The 26,523-nt window shown below is 38.5% G+C and carries 31 protein-coding genes; 10 read left to right on the forward strand and 21 right to left on the reverse strand.

Features of this window, described 5'->3' with window-relative positions:
• Positions 1-18: 18 nt before the first annotated feature.
• Positions 19-1,395, forward strand: a complete 1,377-nt coding sequence (locus JOC54_RS17620; RefSeq protein ID WP_204467896.1) for a glycosyltransferase — start codon at positions 19-21, stop codon at positions 1,393-1,395.
• On the opposite strand, the gene JOC54_RS17625 is transcribed toward JOC54_RS17620, so the two are convergent.
• Positions 1,369-2,457, reverse strand: coding sequence for a glycosyltransferase (locus JOC54_RS17625; protein ID WP_200870821.1), 1,089 nt, complete (start codon positions 2,455-2,457; stop codon positions 1,369-1,371). The genes JOC54_RS17620 and JOC54_RS17625 overlap by 27 nt on opposite strands.
• Before the next feature lie 52 nt (positions 2,458-2,509).
• The gene (locus JOC54_RS17630; RefSeq protein WP_204467898.1) at positions 2,510-4,144 is read right to left on the reverse strand and encodes a glycosyltransferase; all 1,635 of its coding nucleotides are present in this window, start codon (positions 4,142-4,144) and stop codon (positions 2,510-2,512) included.
• A gap of 89 nt (positions 4,145-4,233) precedes the next feature.
• Here JOC54_RS17630 and JOC54_RS17635 point away from each other — a divergent pair, with 89 nt between their 5' ends.
• On the forward strand, positions 4,234-4,668 hold the full coding sequence (locus tag JOC54_RS17635) for a hypothetical protein (RefSeq protein WP_204467901.1): 435 nt from the start codon (positions 4,234-4,236) through the stop codon (positions 4,666-4,668).
• Here the strand turns inward: JOC54_RS17635 and JOC54_RS17640 are convergent.
• Entirely contained in the window at positions 4,657-5,613 is a 957-nt protein-coding gene (locus JOC54_RS17640; RefSeq protein ID WP_204467903.1) for an NAD-dependent epimerase/dehydratase family protein, read from the reverse strand. The genes JOC54_RS17635 and JOC54_RS17640 overlap by 12 nt on opposite strands.
• A 10-nt stretch (positions 5,614-5,623) precedes the next feature.
• On the reverse strand, positions 5,624-6,874 hold the full coding sequence (locus JOC54_RS17645) for a nucleotide sugar dehydrogenase (protein ID WP_204467906.1): 1,251 nt from the start codon (positions 6,872-6,874) through the stop codon (positions 5,624-5,626).
• A gap of 438 nt (positions 6,875-7,312) precedes the next feature.
• Here JOC54_RS17645 and JOC54_RS17650 point away from each other — a divergent pair, with 438 nt between their 5' ends.
• The 3 genes from JOC54_RS17650 to JOC54_RS17660 all read left to right on the forward strand — a co-directional run bounded on the left by JOC54_RS17650 (position 7,313) and on the right by JOC54_RS17660 (position 9,819).
• On the forward strand, positions 7,313-8,020 hold the full coding sequence (locus JOC54_RS17650) for a BMQ_0737 family morphogenetic spore coat protein (RefSeq protein WP_035420072.1): 708 nt from the start codon (positions 7,313-7,315) through the stop codon (positions 8,018-8,020).
• 108 nt (positions 8,021-8,128) lie between these two features.
• Complete coding sequence (locus JOC54_RS17655; protein WP_204467908.1) at positions 8,129-8,860, forward strand: hypothetical protein; 732 nt, start codon at positions 8,129-8,131, stop codon at positions 8,858-8,860.
• Positions 8,857-9,819 carry a CgeB family protein gene (locus JOC54_RS17660; protein ID WP_204467911.1) on the forward strand — a complete coding sequence of 321 codons (963 nt, stop codon included), beginning with the start codon at positions 8,857-8,859 and terminating at the stop codon, positions 9,817-9,819. The genes JOC54_RS17655 and JOC54_RS17660 overlap by 4 nt, the downstream gene beginning before the upstream one ends.
• Here the strand turns inward: JOC54_RS17660 and JOC54_RS17665 are convergent.
• The 7 genes from JOC54_RS17665 to JOC54_RS17695 all read right to left on the reverse strand — a co-directional run bounded on the left by JOC54_RS17665 (position 9,804) and on the right by JOC54_RS17695 (position 14,896).
• Positions 9,804-10,874: a glycosyltransferase gene (locus JOC54_RS17665; protein WP_204467913.1), complete on the reverse strand. Its 1,071-nt coding sequence runs from the start codon at positions 10,872-10,874 to the stop codon at positions 9,804-9,806. The genes JOC54_RS17660 and JOC54_RS17665 overlap by 16 nt on opposite strands.
• Positions 10,874-11,251 (reverse strand): DUF1360 domain-containing protein, encoded by a 378-nt coding sequence (locus JOC54_RS23250; protein ID WP_367617822.1) that lies wholly within the window; start codon positions 11,249-11,251, stop codon positions 10,874-10,876. Before JOC54_RS23250 ends, JOC54_RS17665 begins: the two co-directional genes overlap by 1 nt.
• A 59-nt stretch (positions 11,252-11,310) precedes the next feature.
• Positions 11,311-12,090: an enoyl-ACP reductase FabI gene (gene fabI / locus JOC54_RS17675; RefSeq protein WP_204467916.1), complete on the reverse strand. Its 780-nt coding sequence runs from the start codon at positions 12,088-12,090 to the stop codon at positions 11,311-11,313.
• 71 nt (positions 12,091-12,161) lie between these two features.
• Entirely contained in the window at positions 12,162-13,064 is a 903-nt protein-coding gene (locus JOC54_RS17680) for an RluA family pseudouridine synthase (RefSeq protein WP_204467919.1), read from the reverse strand.
• Positions 13,057-13,857, reverse strand: coding sequence for an NAD kinase (locus tag JOC54_RS17685; protein WP_204467921.1), 801 nt, complete (start codon positions 13,855-13,857; stop codon positions 13,057-13,059). Before JOC54_RS17685 ends, JOC54_RS17680 begins: the two co-directional genes overlap by 8 nt.
• 16 nt (positions 13,858-13,873) lie before the next feature.
• Complete coding sequence (gene yjbM / locus JOC54_RS17690) at positions 13,874-14,500, reverse strand: GTP diphosphokinase (protein WP_035420061.1); 627 nt, start codon at positions 14,498-14,500, stop codon at positions 13,874-13,876.
• A gap of 21 nt (positions 14,501-14,521) precedes the next feature.
• The gene (locus JOC54_RS17695; protein WP_204467923.1) at positions 14,522-14,896 is read right to left on the reverse strand and encodes a UPF0738 family protein; all 375 of its coding nucleotides are present in this window, start codon (positions 14,894-14,896) and stop codon (positions 14,522-14,524) included.
• Between the two features lie 124 nt (positions 14,897-15,020).
• Here JOC54_RS17695 and JOC54_RS17700 point away from each other — a divergent pair, with 124 nt between their 5' ends.
• Positions 15,021-15,614, forward strand: coding sequence for a CYTH domain-containing protein (locus tag JOC54_RS17700; RefSeq protein WP_204467926.1), 594 nt, complete (start codon positions 15,021-15,023; stop codon positions 15,612-15,614).
• Positions 15,615-15,629: 15 nt separating this feature from the next.
• Here JOC54_RS17700 and JOC54_RS17705 read toward each other — a convergent pair whose 3' ends face one another.
• Positions 15,630-16,277 carry a lytic transglycosylase domain-containing protein gene (locus tag JOC54_RS17705; RefSeq protein ID WP_239586807.1) on the reverse strand — a complete coding sequence of 216 codons (648 nt, stop codon included), beginning with the start codon at positions 16,275-16,277 and terminating at the stop codon, positions 15,630-15,632.
• 162 nt (positions 16,278-16,439) lie between these two features.
• Between JOC54_RS17705 and JOC54_RS17710 the strand changes: the two genes are divergently transcribed.
• From JOC54_RS17710 to JOC54_RS17720, 3 genes are all read left to right on the forward strand, one after another.
• Positions 16,440-16,832, forward strand: a complete 393-nt coding sequence (locus tag JOC54_RS17710; protein ID WP_204467928.1) for a globin domain-containing protein — start codon at positions 16,440-16,442, stop codon at positions 16,830-16,832.
• A gap of 17 nt (positions 16,833-16,849) precedes the next feature.
• Positions 16,850-17,746 carry a ClpXP adapter SpxH family protein gene (locus tag JOC54_RS17715; RefSeq protein ID WP_204467931.1) on the forward strand — a complete coding sequence of 299 codons (897 nt, stop codon included), beginning with the start codon at positions 16,850-16,852 and terminating at the stop codon, positions 17,744-17,746.
• A 192-nt stretch (positions 17,747-17,938) separates the two neighbouring features.
• Positions 17,939-18,133, forward strand: coding sequence for a hypothetical protein (locus tag JOC54_RS17720; protein ID WP_148298557.1), 195 nt, complete (start codon positions 17,939-17,941; stop codon positions 18,131-18,133).
• 1 nt (position 18,134) lies between these two features.
• Here the strand turns inward: JOC54_RS17720 and pepF are convergent, their stop codons facing one another.
• The 9 genes from pepF to trhA all read right to left on the reverse strand — a co-directional run bounded on the left by pepF (position 18,135) and on the right by trhA (position 25,908).
• A complete protein-coding gene (gene pepF, locus JOC54_RS17725; protein ID WP_204467933.1) occupies positions 18,135-19,946 on the reverse strand; it encodes an oligoendopeptidase F in 1,812 nt (603 codons plus the stop codon).
• Positions 19,947-19,991: 45 nt separating this feature from the next.
• The gene (locus tag JOC54_RS17730) at positions 19,992-21,137 is read right to left on the reverse strand and encodes a competence protein CoiA (protein ID WP_204467935.1); all 1,146 of its coding nucleotides are present in this window, start codon (positions 21,135-21,137) and stop codon (positions 19,992-19,994) included.
• A gap of 106 nt (positions 21,138-21,243) precedes the next feature.
• On the reverse strand, positions 21,244-21,885 hold the full coding sequence (mecA, locus tag JOC54_RS17735; protein ID WP_035420052.1) for an adaptor protein MecA: 642 nt from the start codon (positions 21,883-21,885) through the stop codon (positions 21,244-21,246).
• 213 nt (positions 21,886-22,098) lie between these two features.
• Entirely contained in the window at positions 22,099-22,494 is a 396-nt protein-coding gene (spxA, locus tag JOC54_RS17740) for a transcriptional regulator SpxA (protein WP_035420050.1), read from the reverse strand.
• Between the two features lie 237 nt (positions 22,495-22,731).
• Positions 22,732-22,869, reverse strand: coding sequence for a hypothetical protein (locus JOC54_RS17745; protein ID WP_204467937.1), 138 nt, complete (start codon positions 22,867-22,869; stop codon positions 22,732-22,734).
• A gap of 18 nt (positions 22,870-22,887) precedes the next feature.
• Positions 22,888-23,457, reverse strand: a complete 570-nt coding sequence (locus JOC54_RS17750) for a GNAT family N-acetyltransferase (protein ID WP_035420049.1) — start codon at positions 23,455-23,457, stop codon at positions 22,888-22,890.
• A gap of 140 nt (positions 23,458-23,597) precedes the next feature.
• Positions 23,598-24,824: a putative glycoside hydrolase gene (locus JOC54_RS17755; protein WP_204467939.1), complete on the reverse strand. Its 1,227-nt coding sequence runs from the start codon at positions 24,822-24,824 to the stop codon at positions 23,598-23,600.
• Between the two features lie 22 nt (positions 24,825-24,846).
• On the reverse strand, positions 24,847-25,077 hold the full coding sequence (locus tag JOC54_RS17760; RefSeq protein ID WP_035420048.1) for a MerR family transcriptional regulator: 231 nt from the start codon (positions 25,075-25,077) through the stop codon (positions 24,847-24,849).
• A gap of 180 nt (positions 25,078-25,257) precedes the next feature.
• Positions 25,258-25,908 (reverse strand): PAQR family membrane homeostasis protein TrhA, encoded by a 651-nt coding sequence (trhA, locus tag JOC54_RS17765; RefSeq protein ID WP_035440632.1) that lies wholly within the window; start codon positions 25,906-25,908, stop codon positions 25,258-25,260.
• A gap of 88 nt (positions 25,909-25,996) precedes the next feature.
• Between trhA and JOC54_RS17770 the strand changes: the two genes are divergently transcribed.
• The gene (locus tag JOC54_RS17770; RefSeq protein ID WP_035420047.1) at positions 25,997-26,521 is read left to right on the forward strand and encodes an HD domain-containing protein; all 525 of its coding nucleotides are present in this window, start codon (positions 25,997-25,999) and stop codon (positions 26,519-26,521) included.
• Positions 26,522-26,523: the final 2 nt, after the last annotated feature.

Below are 26,523 nucleotides of genomic sequence, written 5' to 3' on the forward strand. Positions count from 1 at the left end.
GAAAGGCAGGGATGAATCATGAAAACGAGTATTGTTATCCTTACGTATAACCAGTTAGAACTGACAAAGCTATGTTTAACTAGTCTGTTTAAACATACGGACCTGTCTGAAACCGAAATTATTATTGTTGATAACGGCTCAACTGACGGAACTCAAGCTCATTTGAACAAAGAGAATCGAATTACATTTATTGAGAACCAAACAAATCAAGGATTTGCTAAAGCCTGTAATCAAGGGGTAAAAATGGCGAAAGGAGAAGACATTCTCTTCTTAAATAATGATACAATCGTCACAGATAATTGGCTTGTGCGCTTAAGAAAGCTCCTTCACTCAGAAAAGACAATTGGAATGGTCGGGCCCATGAGTAATTATGTAAGTGGTTCACAATTAATTGACGATCCCTATACAAGTCTTGATCAAGTAGATGAGTACGCAAAGAAAAGAAGAAAAAAATACGATCAACAACACAAATATGTGTTGCGCCTTGTTGGCTTCTGTCTCCTTGTTAAACGTACAGTCATTGAAAAGATCGGTGGGTTTGACGAACAATTTGCTATTGGTTCCTTTGAGGATGATGATTATTGCTTGCGAGCAGTTTCTGCTGGGTTTAAACTGGCCATTGCACTTGATACCCATGTACATCACCATGGGCATGCTACATTTACTGGAAGTCCTGAAATAAATTTCAATCAAACTTACTTAGAAAATCGAGCAAGGTATGTTGCAAAATGGGGCATAGATGTAACGTATTTCATGCATGCCCGCCCCGAACTCGTTGACTTGGTCCCAAAAGATGCTAAACGCGTTTTGGACATTGGTTGTGGAGCGGGCGCTACAGGCTTGGAGCTAATTAATCGTCAGAACTGTCGCTTGTCAGGAATCGAAGGCAACCCAGATATGGCCAAGGTGGCTTCAAGCTACTATGAACATATATCCGTACTGGATCTAGATAACGAGTTACCTACCTTTGAACCTGATTCATTTGATGTTCTATTGTTCGCCGATGTGCTCGAACATTTAAAAGATCCGTGGAAGATTGTGAAGCACTATGCGACTTTCTTAAAACAAGGCGGATCCATCATTGCTAGCATTCCTAATATTTCACATGCTGAAGCTTTACTTCCTTTATTAATGGGTCGGTTTGATTACACAAGTGCTGGTATTCTAGACAAAACCCATTTGCGTTTCTTTACACCACAAACCATTTTATCGTTATTCCCACAACAGGAATATGATGTTCGACAACAGTTTTCTACTCATGTACCGACTGATGTGAATGTACGAACGTTCTTTTATGAATTGCGCTTATTAGGTCAGAAGTTTGGATTTGACTTCTCGACTATTGCCGATGATAGTCAAATCTACCAGTCAATCATCCGCCTTAAGAAGCGCTAATTTGTCTTTAAAGTAATTCCGATTGTATGCAACGCGTTCATCATTCGGTAAAAACGTTCCTGCTAATTCATTATGTTTGCTACCTTCTTCGTGTAATCCAAGTTTGTCGTAACAAACGGCAAGTTGCAAATGAGGAATCCAAGTTTCACAAGCAACATTTTGAAAGTATGCATTTTCCTCCTTATTTGCAATTGCTTGTTCATACCAGTAGACTGCATCAGAGAATAATTGTTTCTCCATATAAATATGGCCAATCCTGCAACATGTTTCAGGTTTAGGCTTCCCATATTCTAATGCTCGAAACGACCAATCTTTTGCTTTTTCACTGATACCTAAATTACTGTAACAATCCGCTAGCTTATTGCATGCACGAATAACATCCTCAGACCATCCCTTTTCAGATGCAATAAATTTAATGTAATAATTTATGGCATCTTCAAACCTGCGGTGATCAGTTAATTCATTGGCGTAATAAAGCAAATCTCTTGGGGTAAACTCTTGATTGTTTTGTTTCATACCTTCATAGATCTCTAGATTGCGTGTTAAATCATGTCCATCGTCAACAGATAGATGCGTCACGGCAATCTCACTATGTTCAAGATGTCCAAAGACTTCTAGGTATTCATGCACAGCTCCATGCCATTTAAATTGATTTTCTTTTTTCACTAAGCGAAATCGTCTAATACTCGATGTTACTGCTCCATTCTGATCAAAGGCCAGGTGGTAATCCATTGAAACCGCATCGACTTCTGGTTGTATCGTTGATTTTAGTTGTTTTAATTTCTTTGCGTCTTTTTCTTTAAGAATATCATCAGCATCTAGCCATAACACATAAGGCTTAGAAGCATATGAGAACGCAGTATTACGTGCTTTGGCAAAATGGTTAACCCATTCAAATGAATAAACTTTGTCTGTGTAACGTTTGGCAATCTCCTTTGTTTGATCCGATGACCCCGTATCCAAAATAACAATCTCATCCACTACGTCAGCCACGCTCTCTAAACACCTGCCGAGTACAGCCTCTTCATTTTTAACAATCATACACAAACTAATTTCAATCAACAGCGACACCTCCACAACATACCTTATGCCCAGCCGCTAGTCACCGTGCCTGTCATAGAGATTGATTTATTTCAACTCTTTGTACAATCAATTCCCTTGTTTCTTCTATACAAGCTTCTGGTAATGTAAAGGGAATTAACTCTCTTCGCCTTCCCTCATCAGTAAAAGAGCCTCGTTCATTCGTCTGATCGAATAGATAAGAAAAACCAGCTAATAAAGCTTCCACGGATTGTTGTTTTCCTGTGCTTAACGGGTAGGTCACGTCTACTGATGGTCCTGTTACAAACAATTGATTTTTCAATAACAACTCCACTTGCAATTTGACAGGGGCTTGAAGGAGCTGCTTCTCGACCAGCAGTTTAGCAGGAACTAGAAAAGGTGGTAGCACAAAACCAGAGGTGATTAATTTCTGTCCTGAATTCGCCATGTTGATCAATTGATTCCCAATAAAGACGTTATTCATTTCATCTAATGTCGTATACTGATGCTCTTGATTATTTACAACACATGCATTAGGGTTCAGACTCGCCTGTTCAATAAAACGAGCGACTTGATGAAGTGATAATTCTTGATTTGCATTGTGAAACAACAAATTATCTCCTTGGGCAATGATTGACCCTAAATGATAGGATGCTCCCTCTCCTTGCTTAAGTTGATATAGAAGATGGGGCTGTTTTATTTCTTCTAGCCAAGCAATGAATGATGTCGACTCGCTTGAAACAACAGGAACTAATTCAACCGTTTCGTTTGCCATAAGCACTTGGATCAGTTGCTTTGTTGACGAACAGAAGGTTTCATCAATATGGATAACAAGGGAAACAGGTTTTTTGGTGCATACTTTATCCCACTGTGCTTTTATTCGCTTTATTTCTTCTTCATCATGCTCAATTAGCGCTTGTTGCCTATATCGACCGCTACGTGTTAAGACATAATGCAATGCCTCATACGTATCTCCTTGCATTCGCTGCAACCCAGTTGAGATGATTTCATCTGGTTTTGCAAAATGATTTTTACGTACCTTATTCATCCTTAAGACATCAATTGCTCCTGGGCTAGATACCTTTTCTGTCTGTTCCAACGCAATTGAATTTGCGAGTACAGGGTTAACAAGCACTGCTGCAGATATACGTTTTATAATGGATTGGCTCAGCGCATGTGGAATGGTCAATACATTTTCTGCCCGTAAATCAGATCGATTTTGGATATAATTAAGGAAATATCGGCCAGCTGAAATGGAATCAGCTTTTTGATAGTACGTTACCCAATCGATTGAATTAATGCTTACATCGTCACCCATCTCAATTGCTTTAATAAATGGTAAATACGCTTCTGCTTTAATGGCAATATCTGCATCAGTAAACAGGTATATATCAGCTTCTACTTCAATAGCACCAAGGGCACGACCTACATCATTTCCAAGTGGATACGGGTAATGGACAACGTTTGCACCTTTATTTGTGGCTATTGCTGCGGTTTGGTCTGTCGATCCATTATCAACAACAACCAAGTAATTCGGATCTAAGCGGTTAATTTCATCAATGACGCCTCCAATCGTATCACTTTCGTTCATCGCAGGAATAATCACCGCCAGCGTAAATCTTTTGTCCCGAGCAACCTTCTTACTTTCCAAAGGTTTACGTGATCTTCTTTGTTGATTTTGGTTCTGTCGACTAAATTTCTGAATCAACTTAACACGTCCTTTCCTCTTATTACTCATGAAACTGTTTAGTTAAACATATAGTTGAAGTAACAATAATGTTGAGAGGACTGACATATATGAATCAACCTACAACTCGATTAACAACTGTTCAGCTCCAACAACGATTGATTCACGCCCAAGCTGAAATCGCCAAATTAAAGAAAGAACTGGAGCGATATAAAAATGATTATCACTACAGCATGATCGATGAGTTAAGCAACGAAAATGAACAATTACATTTGCTCTACGAAGAATTAAAGGCGAAATCTGACGTTAACGAAAATCAACATCAAAAACCATCAGAACCCACTTCAAGTAAGTCTCAGGCCTCATTGCCCGTGCAAGAAAATAGCACAACAAAACCTGCTGAACCGGTTGAAGCTGAAGATCCAGTCGACTCCGTCTTTATAAATTCAAGTACATCCGCAAAGAAAAACCAAGAGGCTGAGAAAAACCAAGATGAAACTTCTAGCTGGTTTTCCCGCAGTATAAAAACGCGTTCAAAGAAGTGAACGATACCAGGAAATCGTTTCAAGTAAGCCATCGTCAATGTCCGTATCCGCCTTCATATTAAGTAATTGTTCCATTTTCGAGGTTGATGGAATTCGCGTTTGCATATCTTCAAAACCTTCTCCAAATGCCTCTTCATGTGGTACGTAGCAAATAGGTGAATTACTTCCTGTTAACTCAATAACTTTCTTGGCCAACTCGTTTATTGTTAATTCACGGCTTGAACCAATATTAATAATTTGGCCATCGCAATGATTTGCAATCGCTTTAGTCGTTGCCTTTACTGAATCCAAGACATACGTAAAGCAACGACTTTGCTTTCCATCTCCATAAATAGTAAGTGGTTGACCGTGCAGCGCGGCAGTAATAAATTTTGGAACAACCCCTCCGTACATTCCTGCTTTTGCCCGTGCTCCGTAAGCATTAAAATAGCGGACTATTGTGACAGGTAGCCCTTCTTTAAAAGCAGCTAGAAAGAGATGCTCTTCCAGTGCTTTAACAGAGGAATAACACCAGCGATGCGTTGAGGTCGCTCCAAGCAGCCGGTTTCCTGATTCTTTAAAAGGCAAGTCTTCACTTTTGCCATATACTTCAGAAGTAGACGCAAACACAACTTTTTTATTATGGGCCTTTGCTAATTTGAGAATAGTTAAAGTAGGAAATAAATTCCCTTCAATAATCTTTGTGGGATCTTCAACACAAGTACGCACGCCTAACGTTGCCGCTAAGTGTATAACGACATCACACCAAGCAATATGCTCCTCCATCACATTCTCCGCTTCGACAAGTCCTGTAACTTGAGTGTACGTTGGATAGCAGGAGAACTGTTCTGTTAGAGAGTCATTTTCAATTTGATCAATAACACGAATCTCTTCTCCTTGTTCCAACAAATACGTAGTTAAGTGGGAACCAATAAAACCTAGGCCACCCGTTATAAAGACCTTCATCAAACTCCCCCTACAATTTATGGATATGACTAACCCCATTTTTAAAACAATTCCTTGTATCAAAAACAAGCTTACTTTCACTCGCTATCTCTTCATATGGAAAGCTGGAATGATCCGTCACTAAAACAACTAAATCATATTTTCTTAATGAGGATGTAGTAAAAGGTGTGGACTTTATTGTTACAGTACCAAGGTTTACCTCTTCCACAAACGGATCATAAACATCAACAATAAAACCTTCATCAACCAGTGTTTTAGCAAGAATTGGCCCTACCGACTCGCGAAGATCATTGCTATCGCCTTTATACGTTAACCCAAGTAACAAAACCGTAGATCCTTGTTCTGGTGGGAGCAAAGCTTTAATTCGCTCAACTAAATAGGAAGGCTGATCGTCATTTATTTTCTTTGCGAGATCAATAAATTCAGTTAAACAACCAGCTTGGTTGGCTTTCCATTTTAAATAAAGAGGATCTACAGGGATGCAATGCCCACCTACCCCCGGACCTGGTTTACAAGGAAAATACCCATACGGTTTCGTTTCCGTAGCTTCTATCACTTCCCAAATGTTAAGATCTAATTCGTGACAAACTCTGGCCATTTCATTCATAAAAGTAAGGTTTACGAACCGCTGGGCATTTTCAAGCATTTTAGCCATCTCAGCAACTTTTGGAGATGAAACAGGTACAAGTTGTGAAAAAATCGGCTTATACAAATTTATGATTTTTTCTGTACAGGATGACGTCACTCCACTAATTACTTTAGGAATATTTTCGAGTCGATAGTGCGCATTACCAGGATCAATTCGCTCAGGAGAATAGCCAATTGCGATTGACTTTCCTGCAATAAAACCTGCACGTTTAAATAATGGAACCACTACCTCCTCCGTTGAACCTGGATAAGTAGAGCTTTCAAGTACAACAAGTTGATTTTCCTTCATAAAAGGTATTAGATCATGGATTGCCGTTTGAACATAGCTAAGATTCGGCAGCTGACTTTCTGAAAGTGGAGTTGGTACACATAGGATAATACTGTCAACCTCATTAATGGCTTGATATGTTGTCGATACTGAAAAAGCGGAGTTTGTTAACGTCTGGATTTCCTCATTTGATACTTCCATTAAATACGATAAACCCGCTTCTAACATCTGTACTTTCTTATGATCGTGATCAATTCCAAAAACCTGGTACCCTTTCGCTGCAAACAACATCGCTAATGGTAAACCAACATAACCTAAACCAATAATTGCTACTTTTGGATTCACAATACGTAACCCCTTTTTCGCGTGCTCTTCTACGCAGTCGCCTATTTCTCTTACACTATTCAATAGGAAAAAAAGTGTTCAACGAAAGAAAGACCATTTACCTTATCTTTTCATAAGGTAAATGGTCTTTTATTAATTCGGTCTTTTCTTTCCACAACAACATCCTGTGCTGTTTTTATTGCCTTGCTGAGGCTTTGATTGTGTCTGCTTATTAACGAAATAGCCTGGTCGTGCTTTTTTATAGTTCATTCTCGCTCACTTCCTTTCATCACTCTTTTTCTTCTCTCTATCCTATGCCTTATCGAGACCGATTGTTTTTGTTTTTAAAATAAGCCGCACATATTTAGACGCAAGTCATACTATACAGTAGTCCGAACACCTTCTAGCGGCTTACAAGTGAGAGCTTGCTTTTAGGTCAAAATAAAAGGAGGTCCCTCCATGAGTCACGAGCATGAAAAACACAGTGTTTGCATTAGTGTACCTAAGGTGTTTGATTGGGTTACACGTCAAGTGGATTTACCAACGCTTAGCTTTAGAGAGCCCGATTTATCTACTCTCTTCCCAGGTAGCGGTTCACCAACACCTGGTCCAGGTTCACTATGTGCTTTACTTCAAGCATTTCCAAACTACCAAACGGTTTGCCGCGTAATTGAAAGTTCACTTCTTACGAATGAAGTAACGAACCCATTCGGACGTACGGAAGTAGAAGTTACTTTACCAAATGGCGAAGAAGTTTGCTTAGAGAAGGTTAAAGTTTTGGCAAAAGGATTAATTGAAGTTGATGTACTCGACGAATTAGGAAATCTAATTGTCACTTCAAGTCCAATTGATTTTGCTACGATTCAAACGTTTTACTTGTGCGCACCAGAAGGAACATCAGTAGATGCCTTCATTTCTGCTGGTCAATGTGACGCAGAAATTGTTTGTGATGCGACATTTTCACAACTTGATATCTCTTTCTCTTTCTGCTTAGATGTTCATGTGTTTGCAGATGTTCGTTTAGAGATCGAAGCAGCTTATTGCAAACCAAGACACGAATTCCCTGTGTCTGATGTCATTTGCAAAGAAAACAAATTTCCACCACAGTGCCCAATCGTTTTTCCAGGAAAAGGCTTTGGAAAAAAATCAACAGCTGGTAAAGACTGATAACAAGAGCCGCTCTCCCATAAGCGGCTCTTGTTTTTTCTTCTTAATTTGCTGGTGCTTACATAGAATAAATCAATAGTCTAATTCATAAAGCGAGGCGATAGCGTAATGACACATAACCGAATAAATACACCAGACAAACAGCTCATTCAGCTGAATCAAAAACTACTACACTTTCGCTCAGAAGTGGTAAAACAAGAACGATTGCTGACAGAAAAAACGAAGCGGTTGCTTCAGCAAGATCAAATAATTGATAGTCTAACCGATCGACTAGAGGAATTAACAAAACAACCAACAATTATCCAACAGGAAGAACACATGGATTCAAGCGAACCCGTTAAAGAACCGATTGGCCTTTCTTTTGATATGCATTGCTATTTCACTTATTCCATTATGGCTCCGTTTGAAGTAAGTGATGATGAGCCGTTTCTTATAAAAGGGAATTTTGTCATTGAAAACCGTGGTGATCTTTCGTTTCAAGAGCCGGTCATTTGCCTCTCCTTTAATAAACCAGAGTATGCCAATCTTTCTGGTCGAATTGAACGTTCTAAAAACAAAGCAAGTCAGTACTCTGTATCAAGAGAAGGTGTAACGGAATCATGGAGTTTTGTGGAGGAGAAAGCAGATCAACAGGCAAAGAAAACTGGACAATTTTGGCTAAAATCTCCTATAAATGAAATCCCGCCTCAATCAACTATTTTATTTCCGGATTTTGAGGTTGTGATTCCCATGAAAAAGGAGCAAAAATCCATTTCACTTCAGCTGAATGGTTTTCTATACGGGGCAGAGTTAACAGAAGGTAAACCCTCTCTTAATACGATTGCGTTAACACTCTCATGAACTTATTATTCCTTAAAACATCTTACGGCGGCGTTTACCCAAGCTTTGAAACAGCTTTAGTGAATGGCTTTAAATCACATGCCACCGTTTTAGAAAAACCGTTGCGTTCGTTCAAACATCCTGTTCATCTAGAGCAATTCTGTTATCAGCATCGAATTGACTGGATCTTTATGTTAGTAGGTAACGAAATTAAAGAAGCTTTTTACCCTAGTTTCGTTGAAGATCGACTTCCGCCCTTAGCCGTCTGGTTCACTGAAGACCCTTATCTTTTGCAGTCTTCAAAAATGATTCTACCGCTTGCTAAACTTGTTTTCACTGTTGAGTTAAGCGTCGTTTCAACCTATGAAAAAGTGAGTAAAGGTTCTGTGGTTCACTTACCACTTGGTTTTGATCCATCTAGTTATTTCCCCCCAAAAAAGAATGGGCAATCAACCTATGATCTCTGTTTTGTTGGCTATCCCTATCCTAATCGAGTCAAGCTGCTTGAGTTAATCTGTAGCAAACAACCTATACAAGTTGCCGTTGCTGGCCCTTGGCAAAAAGACCAGCTGCCAAAACAGGCGGAACACATCGCTACATGGCTTCCACCTAAAGAAACAGGTGCATTATACAGACGAAGCAAGGTCGTATTAAATACGTATCGACCAGCAACACTAAAAGAAAATGAGAGCGTTCTGACTGGACAAAGCATAAATAATCGAACATTTGAAATTGCTGCTTGCCAGTCTTTTCAACTAACTGAATGGAAACCCGACATTCACACCTTTTTTCAAAAAGAGAGCTTATCCACTTTCTCCACTCACAATCAATGCCTTGAAGCCATTCAGTGTGCTTTGTCAAACGAAACTTGGCGTAACAAAGTTGCCTTAGCTGGATACGAGACTGTAAGCAATCGAGATTCCTTTCAAAAACGAGCCGACAGAATAGTGAAGGAGATGAGCTCTCATTTGTTAAAATGAGAGCTCATCTCCTCTTTTTTAATTTTAATTTGATTCAAGTCAGTTGTTAAACTCATCACTTTTTTAAATAAAGCTTCACCCGTGAAAGGTCTAACGGTCCAGCCTGCATTATTCTTCATCACCGCTTCCGCTTGTGCTCCTAACCGAAAACAAAGAACGGGATAACCTAATTGCAGTGACTCATGAGTTGTAAACGAAAACGTTTCTGGACAAAACGACGGTATACAAACTAAATCAATCTCGTCGTTTCGCAAATATGCCCCTAAAACATCCTGACTGTAACTTCCTCTTTCAATAATGTTTTTGTATTTTTGTAAAGACGGTGCTATCTTTCCATATGAAAAGAAACGGACAGGCTTGTTCTGCGTTAGATGTAACAACTCAGCTAATGGTTGTTCACCCTTATGCGCAAAAACATTTCCAATGATGGCAACGTGCAAATCGGTGTGGCTATAATCCGCTTTTGCTTTCGGAAATAAATTAGCTACATGATGAGGCTCAACTTTAATGGTAAGTTCAGGGAAATAGCGCAAATAATTCTCTCTTGTTGATTGACTAGGTGCAATGATCGATTCTGCTTTTTTGTATAAGGAAAGAAATTCACTTCGCCACTCTCGAACAGATTGGTTTGGTTTAGTTGTTATTCTTCTCATATGATTCCCAGTTGCTAAACTTACACATTGATCACATGAATCTGGATCAAGCTCCATTCCACAATAGCGATTTTCACTCGTTACAAAGAATAGAAGAGGGCAGCATGCGTAATGATCATGCAAATATATGGAGTAGGGACAATTCAATGTACCAAGTAAAGCCTCCACATCATCAAGCTTATGCCCCCACAAATGATGAATTAAAACGTCCGTAATTCCAAGCAAGTATAAACGAGTTACAAGAGATCGAAAAGATGTGAAGGCTTGAGCACGAGCAGCTGGCCCAACCAAAATAAAGTGTTCTCCTTGTTTGTAAAGCTGATACGCGTGATTTGTCAGCTTGCCTTTTAAAAACTGTTCTACACCTCCACCACCATTGTGATGAATAAGTAAGGTAGGCATTATCCTCTTCTCAGGATTGATTCAATAATGGAGGCACCGTAGGCGATGCTTAAAAAAACGACAAATGGAACAAAAAGAACAGGCCATAACAGAAAGCCAGTTAACAAAAAAGCAGCCACCCAAATCCCGGCACACCAATAACAAGAAAGCAATTCTCCAATAAATTTTTGAAGCCCTTTTCCTTTCGGGTAAGCATACAAGATATCATCCTCTTCTCGCCACTCAAGAAAAGGTTTTCGAAGCCACTCCATAATATCGTCTGTCACAATTAACCTTGTTAATCGTCCCGCTGCTAAAACAAGTAAAAACCAGTGAAATAAGGTAAGAATACCGCCACCTCCTCTTTTACATATGTATGAGGTAGGTGAGTGTCTTATGTAGCGTTCAAAAATCAAAAAAAGCACAGTGACATACGCACTATGCTTTCAAACAAGTATTAGGATAAAGATAATTTATTGTAACCGCCATCTACATGCATAATTTCACCGGTAATCCCTCTTGCTAAATCACTTACTAAGAAGAGTGCCGTATCGCCTACCTCTTCTTGCGTTGTTGTTTTACGAAGTGGAGACTTTTCTTCAATTTCTTTTAAGACATCATTAAACCCGCCAATTCCCTTGGCAGCCAATGTTCGAATCGGTCCTGCAGAGATTGCATTTACTCGAATTCCATCTTTACCTAAATCGTTTGCTAAATACATAACGCTCGCATCAAGCGCTGCTTTGGCAACACCCATCACATTGTAATTTTTCACAACGCGCTCACCGCCAAGGTAGGTCATTGTTATAATACTGCCACCCTCAGACATTAAAGGTCTAGCAGCTTTACATACCCCCGTAAAAGAATAGGCGCTTACGTTTTGCGCTAATAAATAACCATCACGCGTAACGTTTAAATATTCACCTTCAAGTTCTTCCTTGTTCGCAAATGCAATACAGTGAGCAAGACCGTGTATAACTCCAACTTGCTGTCTTATTTCTGCAAACGTTGATTCAATCTCAGCATCATCCGTTATATCACATGGAAGCACAAGATGATCGCCATTAAGTGTTTCCGCAAGAGTCCGGACATTTTTCTCAAGTCGCTCTCCAGCATATGTAAAAATTAATCGCGCGCCAGCATCTGCTAAAGAACGTGCGATTGCCCAAGCAATACTTCGTTTATTTGCAACACCCATAACAACGTAGGTTCGATTTGTTAAATCAATTGTTTTCATCTGAAGACCCTCCAATTTATTATCTGGTACTAATAGTTTATCATATAAACTTAGCGAGATCACTAACCTTTTTACGTAAGATTCATTCGGCGAATAATTGGTGTCCAACTGCTCGGTGACTTACATTCAATTACAAGAGGCTCGTTAGTAAAGGGATGTTGTAATTTCACTCTGTTACAGTGGAGTGCCTGATGATCTAGAAGCGAGCGATCGCCTCCATACAATTCGTCTCCAAGCAATGGAAAGCCAGCGCCCGATAAGTGAACACGAATCTGATGGGTTCTTCCTGTTTTTAATGAGAGTTCGACTAACGAATACCCTTCGGAAGAAGCAAGCGATTTATATAGAGTTACGGCTTTTTTCCCATCCTCTCGCACCATTCTTTCAATAATACTCGTCGGTTTCCGTCCAATCGGCGCATTAAAGATCCCTTCATCCATTAACGTGCCCGCAACAAGCGCTTGATACGTGCGCGTCAGTCGTCCTGTCTGCTGCGCCTGAGAGAGTAAATCATGCGCATAGCGATGTTTCGCAATGATTAGCAAGCCACTTGTGCCCCGATCAAGTCGATTAACCGCATGAAACGTCGCTTCCGTTCCTGTCTCTTTATAGTAAAATAAAACAGCATTTGCCAGTGTCTGCCTTGGATGGTTCATGGAAGGCATTGTTGCCATTTGCGCAGGCTTATTAATGATGAGCAAGTCTAAATCCTCGTAACAAATTTGTAAATCAATGTTCTCAGGAAGAATGAGTTCACTTTGATTTTCCGGTGGTAATTTTAGCGTAACCTCATCTCCTATTTGCAGCTGATGTCTGACGGTTACGGCCTGCCCATTTACAGCAAGTGCTCCACCTCTGTACTTTACCGCAGCTAGCAACCTTTTGGAGACCCCCTTTTTTTCATGCAAAAAAGCGCGTAGGATCAGTTCTTCTTCCAATTTATCTACACGCCATTTAAATTCTCTCCTATTCACTTATAAATGACTCCTTCACTCGTTTCCAAAAAGGAAAAGGTCGAAAGCGAGCAAATCGAACTTTTTCTTCAGCCACTCGGCATTGAATCGTATCGACATTCTCATCATAATTCGGGATATTAAAGTGATCAATTGTCACTTGGACAGATACATCATTTAACAATTTCAACAAACATGTGTGATGTTGAGGCAGTACAAGCGGTGAACCGAGCGTACGGTAAACACGATTATTAATAGAAGCCATTTCAGAAAGTTGCATGGAAGCGAGTGATGGGTGAAGGATCGCTCCGCCCAACGCTTTATTATAGGCGGTACTTCCTGATGGCGTAGACATACACAATCCATCTCCCCGGAATGTCTCGAATGTTTCTCCTTTAATTTCAACATTGCATACAAGCGATCCCTCTGTGCTTTTCACCGTACATTCATTTAAAGCAAGATGCCTTTTTGAAGCTCTTCCATCACGATAGCGAATAACAACTTCTAATAATGGATATTCAACAATTTGATAAGGTGTTTTAATAATATGCGTAACCAAATGCTCCACTTCTTCCGGAACCCAGTCAGCATAAAAACCGAGATGACCAGTATGTATTCCTACAAAAGCAGTCTCTTCTAGTCGATGAGCATAAACATGGAACGCTTCGAGTAGTGTCCCGTCTCCACCTACCGTTATGACAATATCAGGGGCTTCTTCATCAAAAACAAGCTCGCCCAGCTGCAATTCCTTTTTAATCATCTCGCATAATTGATCCGAATGTGTATCTCCTCGAGAAGTTACGGTAAATTTCAATCCAATTCCGCCTTTCTTAACTACGGCTCTGCCTTTGTTTAGCAGTAATAATTCGTTGCGCTTCTTGTACCTCATCACGAATAATCGACATTTCTTCGTCTAGCCAAAATGCCGCCTCTGAAGCTCGTTGTAAGCGCATGTTAATATCCTCTGGAATTTCTCCACTATATTTGTAACGCAAGGAATGTTCAATCGTTGCCCAAAAGTTCATTGAAAGCGTTCGTATTTGAAGTTCAACTAAAATCTTTTGTTCTCCTTCAATCGTATGAACAGGATAGCGTAATACTAAATGATAAGAACGATAACCACTTTGCTTTTTCTGAAGAATATAATCGCGTTCCGAAACAATCTCGAAATCAGTCCTCGTTTTAACGAGTTCAATGACCGTTTCAATATCCTCAACAAATTGTGTAACAATGCGAACACCTGCTAGATCTTGCATTTCCGCGTCAAGTCGATTAAGCGGAATTTGTTTTCTTTCGGCTTTGTTCAAAATACTTGAAACCGGCTTTACTCGTCCCGTAACGAATTCAATTGGTGTATGTAACGATGTTTTTTGGTACTGTTCGCGAATTCCCCTTAATTTCACCTTTAATTCATCAACAGCCTGCTTATACGGTGTTAAGAAAGAGTCCCAATCCATGCTTCCACCTACTTTTCACAACTAAAATATAGCTTTGACTGCCTCTTCAAACGCTTCGCCATAATTTCCATTGCCTTGGATATTCTCTAACAAAAAATCAAGCTCTTCATTAAGGTTTGCGAGAGCCAGACGCGTATGTTCATTTAATACGGCATAAAAAGCAGTTCTGTTTAAATAACCTTCCTTTAAAGCTGGCCAACAGTCTTTCTCAAATCTTAGAGAATGAAACCCATCTTGATCTTCAACAATATAAAGAAACGCAAATTGATCTGAATCAACCAACATCCGTTCACCAGCTTGAAGTTCAAAAGCTTGTTGTTCATTCAGTTCAACACTCAAGTGTATGTTACTAACTTCTATATTTACATCGATTGATTCTACCTTAATTTGATTCATTAGTTCCCCCAAAGTTTGCTTCATGTCGGTTATATTTTATCATAAATAACGAATGAAACCTACACTTTGCACAAGCTGACCATAGTTCGTATAATGGAAACAAATACAGCAATAAGGAGTAATTATGATAAGAGAAATGGAATATGAAGCTAAGTCACTTCTTACAAAAGATGATTTCTATAAGATTAAACAAGTCTTTCAGTTAACGTCTAGCCTTTCCCAACAAAATGATTATTTCGATACACCTCAATTTCGCTTAAAGAAAGCCGGCGCAGCTCTACGCATTCGTTATAAAGAAAGCCATATTGAACTTACACTAAAAAAGCCGACAGACGATGGTCTAGAAGAGTTTAATCAAACGATTGATAGGGACGTTGCGAAAAGAATTTATACGACAAATGTTTTACCAATAGGTGATTTAAGCGAGGAAGTTGCTTCATTAATTGGTTCAGACCAATTCATTGAATGCTTTGGAAAATTGACAACAAACCGAATGGAAACGCCATATAAAGAAGGCACACTTTTCTTAGATCATAGCGAGTATGGAGACATAGAGGATTATGAAGTTGAATATGAAGGATATTCAATGGCACACGCACAAACAGTTCTTACTTCGCTATTAACAGAGCTACATATAAAACCAACTCCTGCTAAAAGTAAAATCGCTCGCTTTTATGAAGCAACATTCATAAAGAAAAATCAAACCAAGCGCATGTAAAGCATGCGCTTGGTTTTATGCATTTCGATATGTATTCATCACTCGTGGCACATAAGCTTGAGTTTCTTTAAAAGGTGGAATTCCTCCGTGCTTATCAACATTTCCAGGCCCAGCATTATACGCGGCAAGTGCAAGAGAGACATCTCCATTATATCGATTTAGCATTTGCTTAATATATCGAACCCCTCCACGAATGTTTTGTTCAGGGTCAAAAATAGATGTTACACCAAGTCCTCGCGCAGTTCCAGGCATTAATTGCATAAGTCCACTTGCCCCAGCAGAACTCACAACGCTTTCATTAAAATTCGATTCGTGCTTAATGATGGCGTAAATGAGTTTTGGATCAACTCCGTGTTCAGCAGCAATTTGATTAATTAGAGGCATAAATTTCTGTGCTCTCTGGTCTGTAGTAACATGTTCTGATTGGGCTTGCGTTTTTATTTTAGTAGCCTGTACAACCTGTTGAGACGGCTCTGTAGCAAAGGAAGAGTGCGTTAACAAAGGTAATAAAAACGGCAGGGAAAGAGCGTTTTGCTGATTTGCTGTTGAGCTTTTCATTGCATCCAGTAAATAAGGTTGAAATGACTCAATTGCGTTACGACTAGGCATATGATTTATTGCCGAAGAAGCTACTGACGTCATTGGCCAAAATTTTATATCCATTGTTTCCTCCTATTTTCACTTTCTTCTTATTATTTTATCAAGAAGTTGGTAATTTCGACAATAACAATTCCCTACTTTTTTTAATTGCAAACACATTATTTGCTGAACTTGAAAAACGTTGCTACAATAAGGATAGGTAAACAATAAAGGAGAGACATTTTTGTGCCGAGTAATAATGAAGTAAGCCCACTTGAAGCATTGGGCGGTCAGCAGGTACTTGATCAGTTAGTTGATCGATTTTATACGTATATCAAAGAGCATGATGATGTCCGCCACTTATTTCCAGACGATTTAACTCAAACCGCATATAAACAAAAGAATTTTTTAACCCAGTTTTTTGGCGGACCGCCGTTGTATACAGAAGAATTTGGTCACCCTCGATTAAGGGCACGTCATTTGCCTTTTACAATTACAACGGTTCAAGCTGAAGCGTGGCTCTCATGTATGGAGCGTGCCATGGACGACGTACATTTATCAGGTGACATTCGTGATTATATGATGCACCGTTTGACGTTAACAGCTCATCATATGGTCAATCACACAACGTCTAGATAAAAGAAAGGAGTTGGCCCATGAACCTCAAGCATCATGTACAGCAAGAATGTGATCAAAAACTTGGCATTTGTGGGATATCCGATTCCAGAGAAGACATGCCGGTAAAAAAACCAATTGAAATATATACATTTATCGATCCACTTTGTTCCGATTGTTGGGCAATTGAACCGATTATAAAGAAACTTCAAGTTGAATACGGACATTTGTTTAAAATACGTGTTTTACTTGCAGGAAAGCTGTCCATATGGAACGCTTGCGATCTACCATCTAAAAAGAAAATAAACAAAGGTCACTTATCGGATTCAAACATGTGCTGTGCTGGAAATGTTGAGTTTAATCGAACAGAAAAATTAAAGCCATACAGCGCTTTTCTAGCGATTAAAGCAGCAGAACTACAAGGACCACGTGCCGGACATCGTTTTTTACGTAAACTAAGAGAATCATTATTTCTAATGAAACGTAATATTACCGATGAGCAAGTTTTAAAGCAGTGTGCTGAAGAGGCAAACCTTGATTTAGAAGCGTTCGATTCTGATTTCCATTCAGCAAGCGCTACAAAGGCATTGCAGTGTGACATTCAAACAACATCAGAGATGGATGTTGAAGCCGTTCCTACATTCGTGTTTTTTAATGGTAATTCAGACGAAGCAGGCATTAAGGTTTCAGGTCAGTATCCGTACCATATTTACGTCCAGCTACTTGAAGACATGCTTGGCTTTAAACCTGAAAAAGCTTCCCATCCCGAGTTAGAAGCTTTTTTGCAACACTACGGTTTTTTAGCTACGACGGAAATCGCGACAGTCTTAGATATTACAAATGAGGAAGTTGAGCGGAAATTAAAATCACTGATGTTGCAGCAAAAAGTTGAGGCAGTCCCCTTCAAATACGGAACTTTTTGGAAATGGATTGCTTAAATAATACCAAAAAAGGCTACCCAATGGGTAGCCTTTTCTATTATACGAAGGAAATGTGAGTTGCACTACTTATCATACCTTAAATCATATAGATGAATCAACCTTTTCATAAAACGTTCACGAGATTTATTTCAATTTGCTCATATTTTTGTGTCTCATTCATACCTTTTAGTGAAAGGGAGTGCTTATCCATTGAAAAAGCGAGCGATAATTATTCGATTGGTTTTCTTATGTGGAGCGTTTTATTTATACATTATGAGTTTGCTCCATCTCGTTCCATTTTGGTTATCCATTCCTTTATTAATGAGTTCAACGATTTTATTGTTTTCTCCCATTCGCAAAAAACAACGCTTTAGAGGGTATCGCTCTCGTTCATACAAAAACTGAGCTACTCTTCGCCAAGGAGCGCTTCCATTTGGTTTAATGTTTCTTCAAATACTGTCATCGTGTCTTCAACAGGCTGTTTTGTTTCCATATCGACACCCGCTTTTCTCAACAACTCAATCGGTTTATCGGAAATGCCTGATTTTAAAAATGTAATAAATCGATCCGCTGCTGAGTCTTCTCCACTTAGCACTTGTTTACTTAAAGCTTGAGCAGCGCTATAACCAGTTGCGTACTGATACACATAATAGTTCATATAAAAATGAGGAATCCTAGCCCATTCATACGAGATTAGTTCATCAGAATGAACATCTTCACCGTAGTACTTTTTATTTAATTTATGGTATTCATTGGATATCGTTTCTTGAGTTAAGGTACCACCACTCTCATATTGCTTATATAAGAAGTGCTCAAATTCAGCAAACATCGTTTGCCGAAAAACCGTCGTTCGTATTCCTTCTAAATATTGGTTTAATAAGTACAGCTTTTTGTTTTTGTCCGATTCCCGCTTGATTAAATAATCATGTAACAATGCTTCATTTAATGTCGAAGCAACTTCAGCGAGAAAAATCGTATAGTATCCATAAACACTCGGCTGATATTTTCTTGTGTAGTAGCTATGAACACTGTGACCAAATTCATGAGCAAGCGTAGATAGACTGTCGTGTGTATCTTGCCAATTCATTAAAATAAATGGTTTTGTAGCATAGGAACCAGAAGAATAAGCACCGCTCCGTTTCCCTTCGTTCTCATAAATATCAACCCAACCTTCTTCAAATCCTTTTTTTACAATTGATACATACTCTTCACCCAAAGGCTTTACCGCTTCAATTAGTGTCTCCTTTGCTTCGTCATACCGAAATGGCAAATCCGTATCTTTTATGATGGGTACATACAAATCATACATTTCTAGCTGTTCAAGACCTAGTAGTTTTTTTCGAAGCCTCATATAACGATGTAACAATGGAAGATGCTCATTAACTGTTTCAACCAACTGATCGTAAACACGTTCAGGAATTTGATTGGTTTTTAAAGCGGCTTCGCGTGCACGTGCAAATCCTCTCATTGAAGCTGTAAAACTCTTCCCCTTCACTTCTCCGCTTAATAGCGCAGCGAGTGTATTACTAAATTGTTTATACGTATTGTAAACAGACTCATACGCTTGCTTACGGATCTTTCTATTAGGATTACTCAGCAGTGTTACAAAGCGACCTTGGGTTACAGACAAACTTTCACCGTTTTCTCCAGTAATTGCTGGAAATTTTAAATCAGCGTTCGAAAATAGCGTAAACGCATTAGTCGCCACTCCAAAAGGTTCTTGCAATCTAGATAAGAGTTGTTCACCTTCTTCAGTTAGAATATGTTCTTTTTTCATCTGAAGAACATCGAAGTATGTACGATACCCTTGTAACCGTTCATCTTCGTTCATAAAAACCTGTAATTGTTTCGTTTCCACCGCTAATAATTCAGGTTCAAAAAAAGATAGATGTTTATTAAAAGAAATTCGTAGTTTTTCTGCTTTTTCAAACAGCGACTGATAAAACGAATTAGTCGCGTCCTCATCCATCTTCAACCGCGCATATACATAAATTTTGCCAAGATCAACAGATAGTTGGTCTCTGAACGCTAATGCATCTGTTAGTTCAGCTGCAGATTGTGCAATTTTCCCTTTAACTTGTTGTTCAAAGGTTTCAACTTTAATTTGGAATTCTTGACTGGCTTTATGCCATGCTTCATCATCAATAAATACAGATTCGACATCCCATTTTGATTCCGGTTGAATCTCACTACGTTTTTTCACTTCTTCTTGACTCATTTGTCATCCTCCTTTAAAGGTTCTTAATTATCATAACAATTTTTCTTAAAAATGTATCGTTGTATGCCAAAGCTTAATCAAATTATCTTCGCTTATCGAAATTCTATCGATTGAACAAACTCGTTTATACGTTTGATTGTCTTGTCGCTTAAAAATTTGAAACGTACACAGGAGATCAAGATATTGTTTTGCTGCTTGATTGATGACTTTTTGATAGGAGCAAAAAGGCTTAATAGGGTGTAATTGTTTACTCATAACCGTAACTAAGCCCGATCGAATGCTGTTGAAGGAAATGGATTGCGTTAGTGGAATGTGCTGAAGAAATTGCAAGAGGAAAAAACTTTGCCATATAAAGGGGGATAGTTGTATATACTTTTGCGCTGGAATTGGCCAGCCTGATAAGAGAGGTAGTTCTCTTCTATTCTGTTTGTATAGATAGAATTGGAATTTTCGATTTGAAAGAAGGATATTGACCACCGTTTTTATCCGGTATTGTTTATATGCTTGATGAAAGGAGGCATTTAGCGGTTCAGGTTTATGAAGGATGGAAAACGAAGCTTGAGCAATTGGTCTTTCTATTAGATGAGCAAGGATAAGATCTGATTGTAAAGCTGTAATATGACGTAATGTACAGAATAATTTATCCTCTGAGTCATAATAAATTAGATAGGATTCATTTTTGTACGTTTGTAAAGCATGCCACTCAAAACCATGAAGTTTAAATAAGTAAGTGCTTTGACGTTTTAATCGGTTTCCTCCCAGTATCCAAATTGCGTTAATCCCAGCTGATTGGTAACGTGTATTCCGATCAAAAATTGTTGCTGTTTCGATCGTCGCACACTGGTACTCTACAGCTAACATCTGCTTATCTTTAATAAGAATATCTGGACGCTGTTTTGTTAATGGTATATAAGATTCTAATTCTACAATATGATCCTTTTGAAAAAAATGATATAAGTCGGTTTTTCCTTTCTGATGTTTCTCTGTTTCACCATTGTGACTGCCTTTGCACACCGTTTTTTTCTTATGAGCGAAATGCCATTTTCGTTTGTTTCCTAATCGTAATAGCACTTCTGCTTGACAATCAATACAATAAAATTTTTCATTATCCCTCCATTCTCTCCACTCCGACTCACCTCTTTCTTCAAGAAAGGTAACAATCGTCTTATTTGCCTTCATCGCTTTTTTCATTTTTCACCTCTTTTTCTGTAGATTGTATAATTAATTTCGCTAAAAATAAGGAAGCTCCTTTAAAATAAAAAAAGACTAATCACATTGGATCAGTCTCGTTTAAACATTACGCTTTAAACGTTTGTTTAGTTTTCTTGATTGCATCAGACTCCATAATTACTTTACCGTACTCTTGCAAACGGTGAATCGTTAATTCGGATTCATAGCCAAACTCTAGCATGCGGCTAAGCAAATTATCTTGCTCATCTTCTGTGTATTCATCATTATTAAAGTAAATATACAAATAGTAACGACCTTCATAATGATAGAGAGAGTTCTCAACATATTCTGGTTGAACACTATGACTTAGTGCAATCATATCTTCCAGCTCTTTAAACCCGACAATTAACTCTAAATGATCGTAAGGTTGTTCTGAGCGGCTATTATCATCTTCAGAAGAATTATCTTTTTCATCAACTGTATCGACTTCATCGTTTACAGGAATTTCTAATTTCATATTTCCATCAGATAGTTGACCTCGTGTAACAAGAATTTCTAACCCTTTATCGTGAGCATGTACTTGAATCCATAGGGGACCATCTAGCTCGAAGTCATCACGATCACTGGCTTCATTCATCATGTCGTAAAAAAGTTCTTCGCCTCTCTCACGATTGTACCAGATCTCTTCACGTTCAAACCCACGCTCTTCGATATCTTTATACGTAATAAAAAACCGAATCGTTGTATCATTAACTCTTTCGATCTCCATAATCGCTCCCCCTCCTATAATCTGTTAAGCCTATATCTTACCAGGAAACAGTGAGCTCAACTCTTCTATTACCATTGTATGATAAATCAGAGCAAAATGAAATAAATCTGCATGATTCGAAAAATCTTTAATGTAATTTATTATTTTCCCTTAATGAACAACGAATGTCAAGAGGTAAAAAAACCTCCTGTATTGACTACAGAAGGTTTGAATTTAATTTACAAGACGTTGTGCTTCTTGTAATTGGAATGTACGAACTTTTCTTGGTAAAAAGCGTCGAATTTCTGCATCATTATAACCAACCTGCAGTCGTTTTTCATCAAATATAATTGGACGACGCAGCAACCCTGGATTTTCACTAATAATCGTAAACAGTTTTTGAAGAGGTAATGACTCTAATTCAACGTCAAGCTCTTGGAATACTTTAGAACGAGTTGAAATAATTTCATCCGTACCATCCTCAGTCATTCGTACGACATGCTTTACTTCTTCTACAGAGAGTGGTGCTGCAAAAATATTGCGCTCCTCAAATGGAATATCGTGCTCTTCCAACCATGCTTTTGCTTTTCTACAAGATGTACAACTAGGGGATGTTAGTAGTGTGACCATCTTATTGAACCTCTCCTTTATCCAAATCAGTTTATAGGTATTCGTTCACTTAATCACATTCTTATTATACAAGTTTGTCTAATTGTTGTATAGTGTATAACGATTAAACTTATACAAAGATTAAACAAAAAATGTGGGAAAGTACATGAATTCGTTTTGCTTTCTGTGTTTATATACCCCCACCTTAAACCCGTTAAACCTATCTTCAAAAAAAACTTTACTCTTTTGAGTAAAGTTTTAAGCGATGCTCTTGCGTGATTGCGGATAAGGATTTTGATCTGATCGGCGTTTTTTCCAGTTGTCTAATCTTTTCTTTAGAACATCTTCCCAAATTCTGCGTTTTTTTCTTTGTTTTACCTTATTCTTCTGTTTCATCACGCACACCACCTCAACTTATGGTTTAGTCGATCCTTCCTGCTCACTGTTAAGCGTCAGCACGTCTTCCACAGCCTCATATGACTGACCATATAAGTCTTTATCTTTATACGTATGTATCACTTCATACGTATGCTTCATTTTTTCATAAATACTATGCTCATCTTCGTTCTCTGGCGACCAATAGAGGATTTCTAACTCCGTCACTTTATTCGTCGCTAGAGAACGTCGACGATAACCAATTGATACTGCATGATTAAAGCCCTCTCTTGCGTAAAAACGCTGACGCTTTTCTGTATCCGTATCCTCATAGTCAATTGGTTCCACTTCAAGTATAATCGGCTTCTTCTTTTTTTTCAATTCCTCAATTAATTTTTGGCCAAGACCTTCTCCTCTTGCTTCACTTGAAACAAACAAATAGTCAACAAAGACAAAGTCTTCTGTTTCAACGTACATCAATACATGCTTGTTGCTTTCATCCTTGTGATAAATTTCGCTTTTCTCTCGCAAGAGTAACTCCATATGCTTTTCAGATTTCATCTCTTCAACAGGAAAATATTCAGCAAGTTTTTCATACCATGTTGTCATCATAATAACCTCCATATACATTCTTAGACACCATTATCTATACCGTTATTTTAGTTAATGTAAACATTAACCGTTGGGTTTATCCCTCTTAACAAAAAAAGACAGTGCCCTAGAAAATTCCTAGAACACTGTTTTTTTACTTAAGGATTGCTATAGTTTACACCCTCTGTATACGTATTGCCTGCGTTCCAGAGTAAGAATTCATGAATATCATTATCATAAAGCGCTCTAATTTGAGCTTCAACTTCCGCTGGACCGTATGGAATGTAATTACCCGATCCTAAATAGCTTGCTGTAAAATCCTGTAACCACGGTCTAGAAACAGGTCGGTCATCTCCAAGCTCATCTAAAACACCATTTTCTAATTGTGAGTACTCATCCATTACTTCATATGGATATAAGTCTGGTTTATCTAAGTTCCCAATTGAAAACGGACCCCAGTGACTTGGATAAGGCATGGAAGAAATCACATCTACATTCGCAGAAATTTTCACGAAGTCTTGGCCAACGTTTTCTTCAAAACCTCGAGCCGCAGCTCCAAAAATATCAACTGATACATCGACTCCGTAAGCTTGTAACTCTTCACGTGCATATCCAACAAAGTCAGCAACAGCGTCAATACGACTTTCTACATTGTCACCATCTCCGTCTCCATAAGTGCCTTTGCCGTAAACAAGTTGGTCAGCTCGTCCGATAAATCCTTCTGGAAAACGAACATAGTCAAATTGAATATCCTTAAAGCCCATTTTCGCTGCTTCAATTGCTACTTGCGTATTGTATTCCCATACTTCTTCAAGAAATGGATTGACGAAGGCATCGCCTCTACGGTTCGTCCAGACCTCACCATTTTCTTGGAAAGATAAGTCTGGTCGTTCTTTAGCAAGAACGGAATCCTTAAATACAACGATTCTTGCAATTGGATAGATGTCATTTTCTTCAAGTACATCCATCATTGCTGCGGGGTCATCAATATAGTTTTTGGCGATATCATAAAAAGGAGAGTCCTCATCAGGCATATACGTAATATTTCCATAATCATCCTTAATATCAATAACCATTGCATTTAAATCAGTATCATTTACAAAGTCTACTAGAGTGTTTAAACGAGAACCTCCGGCTGAGTGAGCGGTTAAGAAAATACCTCTAACTCCATCTTCAGGATAATCAAAATGATAGCCAGACTGATAAACAAAACGCGCCGAACTCGTTGGTGTTTCATACGTATTTTGACTGATCATTTTTGGCGCATGAGACAAAACAAGCTGCCCTGAACTTGTCTCAGCATTAGCCACCTCTGTAGCTGGTGTTAAAACCAACGCAGCGCTAAAAGCAAAGGCACTTAGCCCACCCATTACTATTTTTTTCATACAGTCACACCCTTATATCAAATTAATCTTCATCTTTCGCATCCCAGTCATCTGGAATGAGTTCTTCGTCATCTTTTAACAGTTGTTTTCGTTTGGCTTCCAGCTGTTGTTTATGTATCGTAAATTGCGATTTATTAACAAGCCACCTTTCTCCATCAAAAACACCCATTATATTTCCAACTAAAAGCTGCTGTCTAATATACGATTCAGTTACTCCAAGGAACTCTGCTAATTCTTTTAAAGATATATACAAATAACGAGCCTCCTCGACATAAATTATACCTTCATTTTACTTCTTTTGCCATCAAAAACAAAAAAAAGTCGAGCTTTTTTTTGAAAAAGCTTCCTTTTTTCACAAAAGCCTGCCACTTCGCTTTTTACCGTTTTTTTGATAAACATCATTGTGACCATAAAAAAACCCGTTAAGCATCTTTTAGACGTTAACAGGTAAGATGTAATAAAATACGAGAAAGAAATGAAAAATAGAGCCTGCAATTACAAACAAATGCCATACCATATGATGGTAATGAAATCCACGCCACATGTAAAAAATCGTTCCAACAGAATAAAAAAGTCCCCCGATAAAAAGAAACCACAACCCAGCTGTCGATAGGGCGTTAATAATGGGACCAATAGCAAATAAAGCGAGCCAGCCCATTGCTAAGTACAACAACGTCGATACAATTAAAAACCTTTTTACAAAAAAGATTTTAAATAAAATCCCGACAACCGTTAAGCCCCAGACAATTCCAAACAAAGTCCAACCTAATCCACCGCCAACCAATATAAGAAAGATCGGTGTATAAGATCCGGCAATAAAGACGTAAATAGCCGCATGGTCTAAGATCTCAAAAAAATCCTTTGCTTTTCCTGGTGGGAAACTATGAACCATTGTTGACGATACGTACAGCAGCAACATACTTACACCATAAACCGTGAATGAAACCACATGCCATGCCGTTCCATATAAGCTTGAGTAAACAATAAGTAACGTAAGTGCGGCTATACTAAGTAAAGCGCCAATTCCGTGCGTAATCGCATTTGCTATTTCTTCACGTTTCGTAAATACATGTGTTTCTGCCAAAAGTTTCTCCCCTTTACAAATGCTTTTGATCATTATAGCATATGTAATAAAAAAATATCGATCCATCAAAAGTAAGGAGTGTGAATAGATGAGAGAGGTTAAACTAGTCGATTTATTTGATCATCGCATTACGCAAAAATACGTAGAACGCTCAGGAATGGCACATGCAATTCGTTGCGCTTACCACGCTTTTTCATTAGCAGTTAACGAAAAAATTGATCCAGACCTAGCTACAAAAGGCGCATTTTTACATGATATTGGTCATTACACATGGTATAAAAATGGTAAATGGGACTTTTCTTTATATAAAGCGTACGATATCCATGCGATAAAAGGGGCAGAACGAGCTCATAAATTATTAATCAGGCTCGGAGAACATCCAAAGAAAGCAAAAGAAGTAGCTCTAGCTATCCTGCTTCATACTGATTCATACCTGCCCCCTGGCTCCCTTCACTTATCTCCTTTGCAGCTTATTGTTGCCAAAGCAGACGAGATGGATGAAGAACCAGCAGGAGACCACCACTATCGGACTATATCACCGCAACAGGCTCGCCAACTTTTAATGGAATTAGATGCCCGTATTGACGGTCATTTGCTTGGGACAAATAAATAAAC

The sequence above is a fragment of the Shouchella xiaoxiensis genome, from assembly GCF_016907895.1.
Taxonomy (GTDB): domain Bacteria; phylum Bacillota; class Bacilli; order Bacillales; family Bacillaceae_D; genus Shouchella; species Shouchella xiaoxiensis.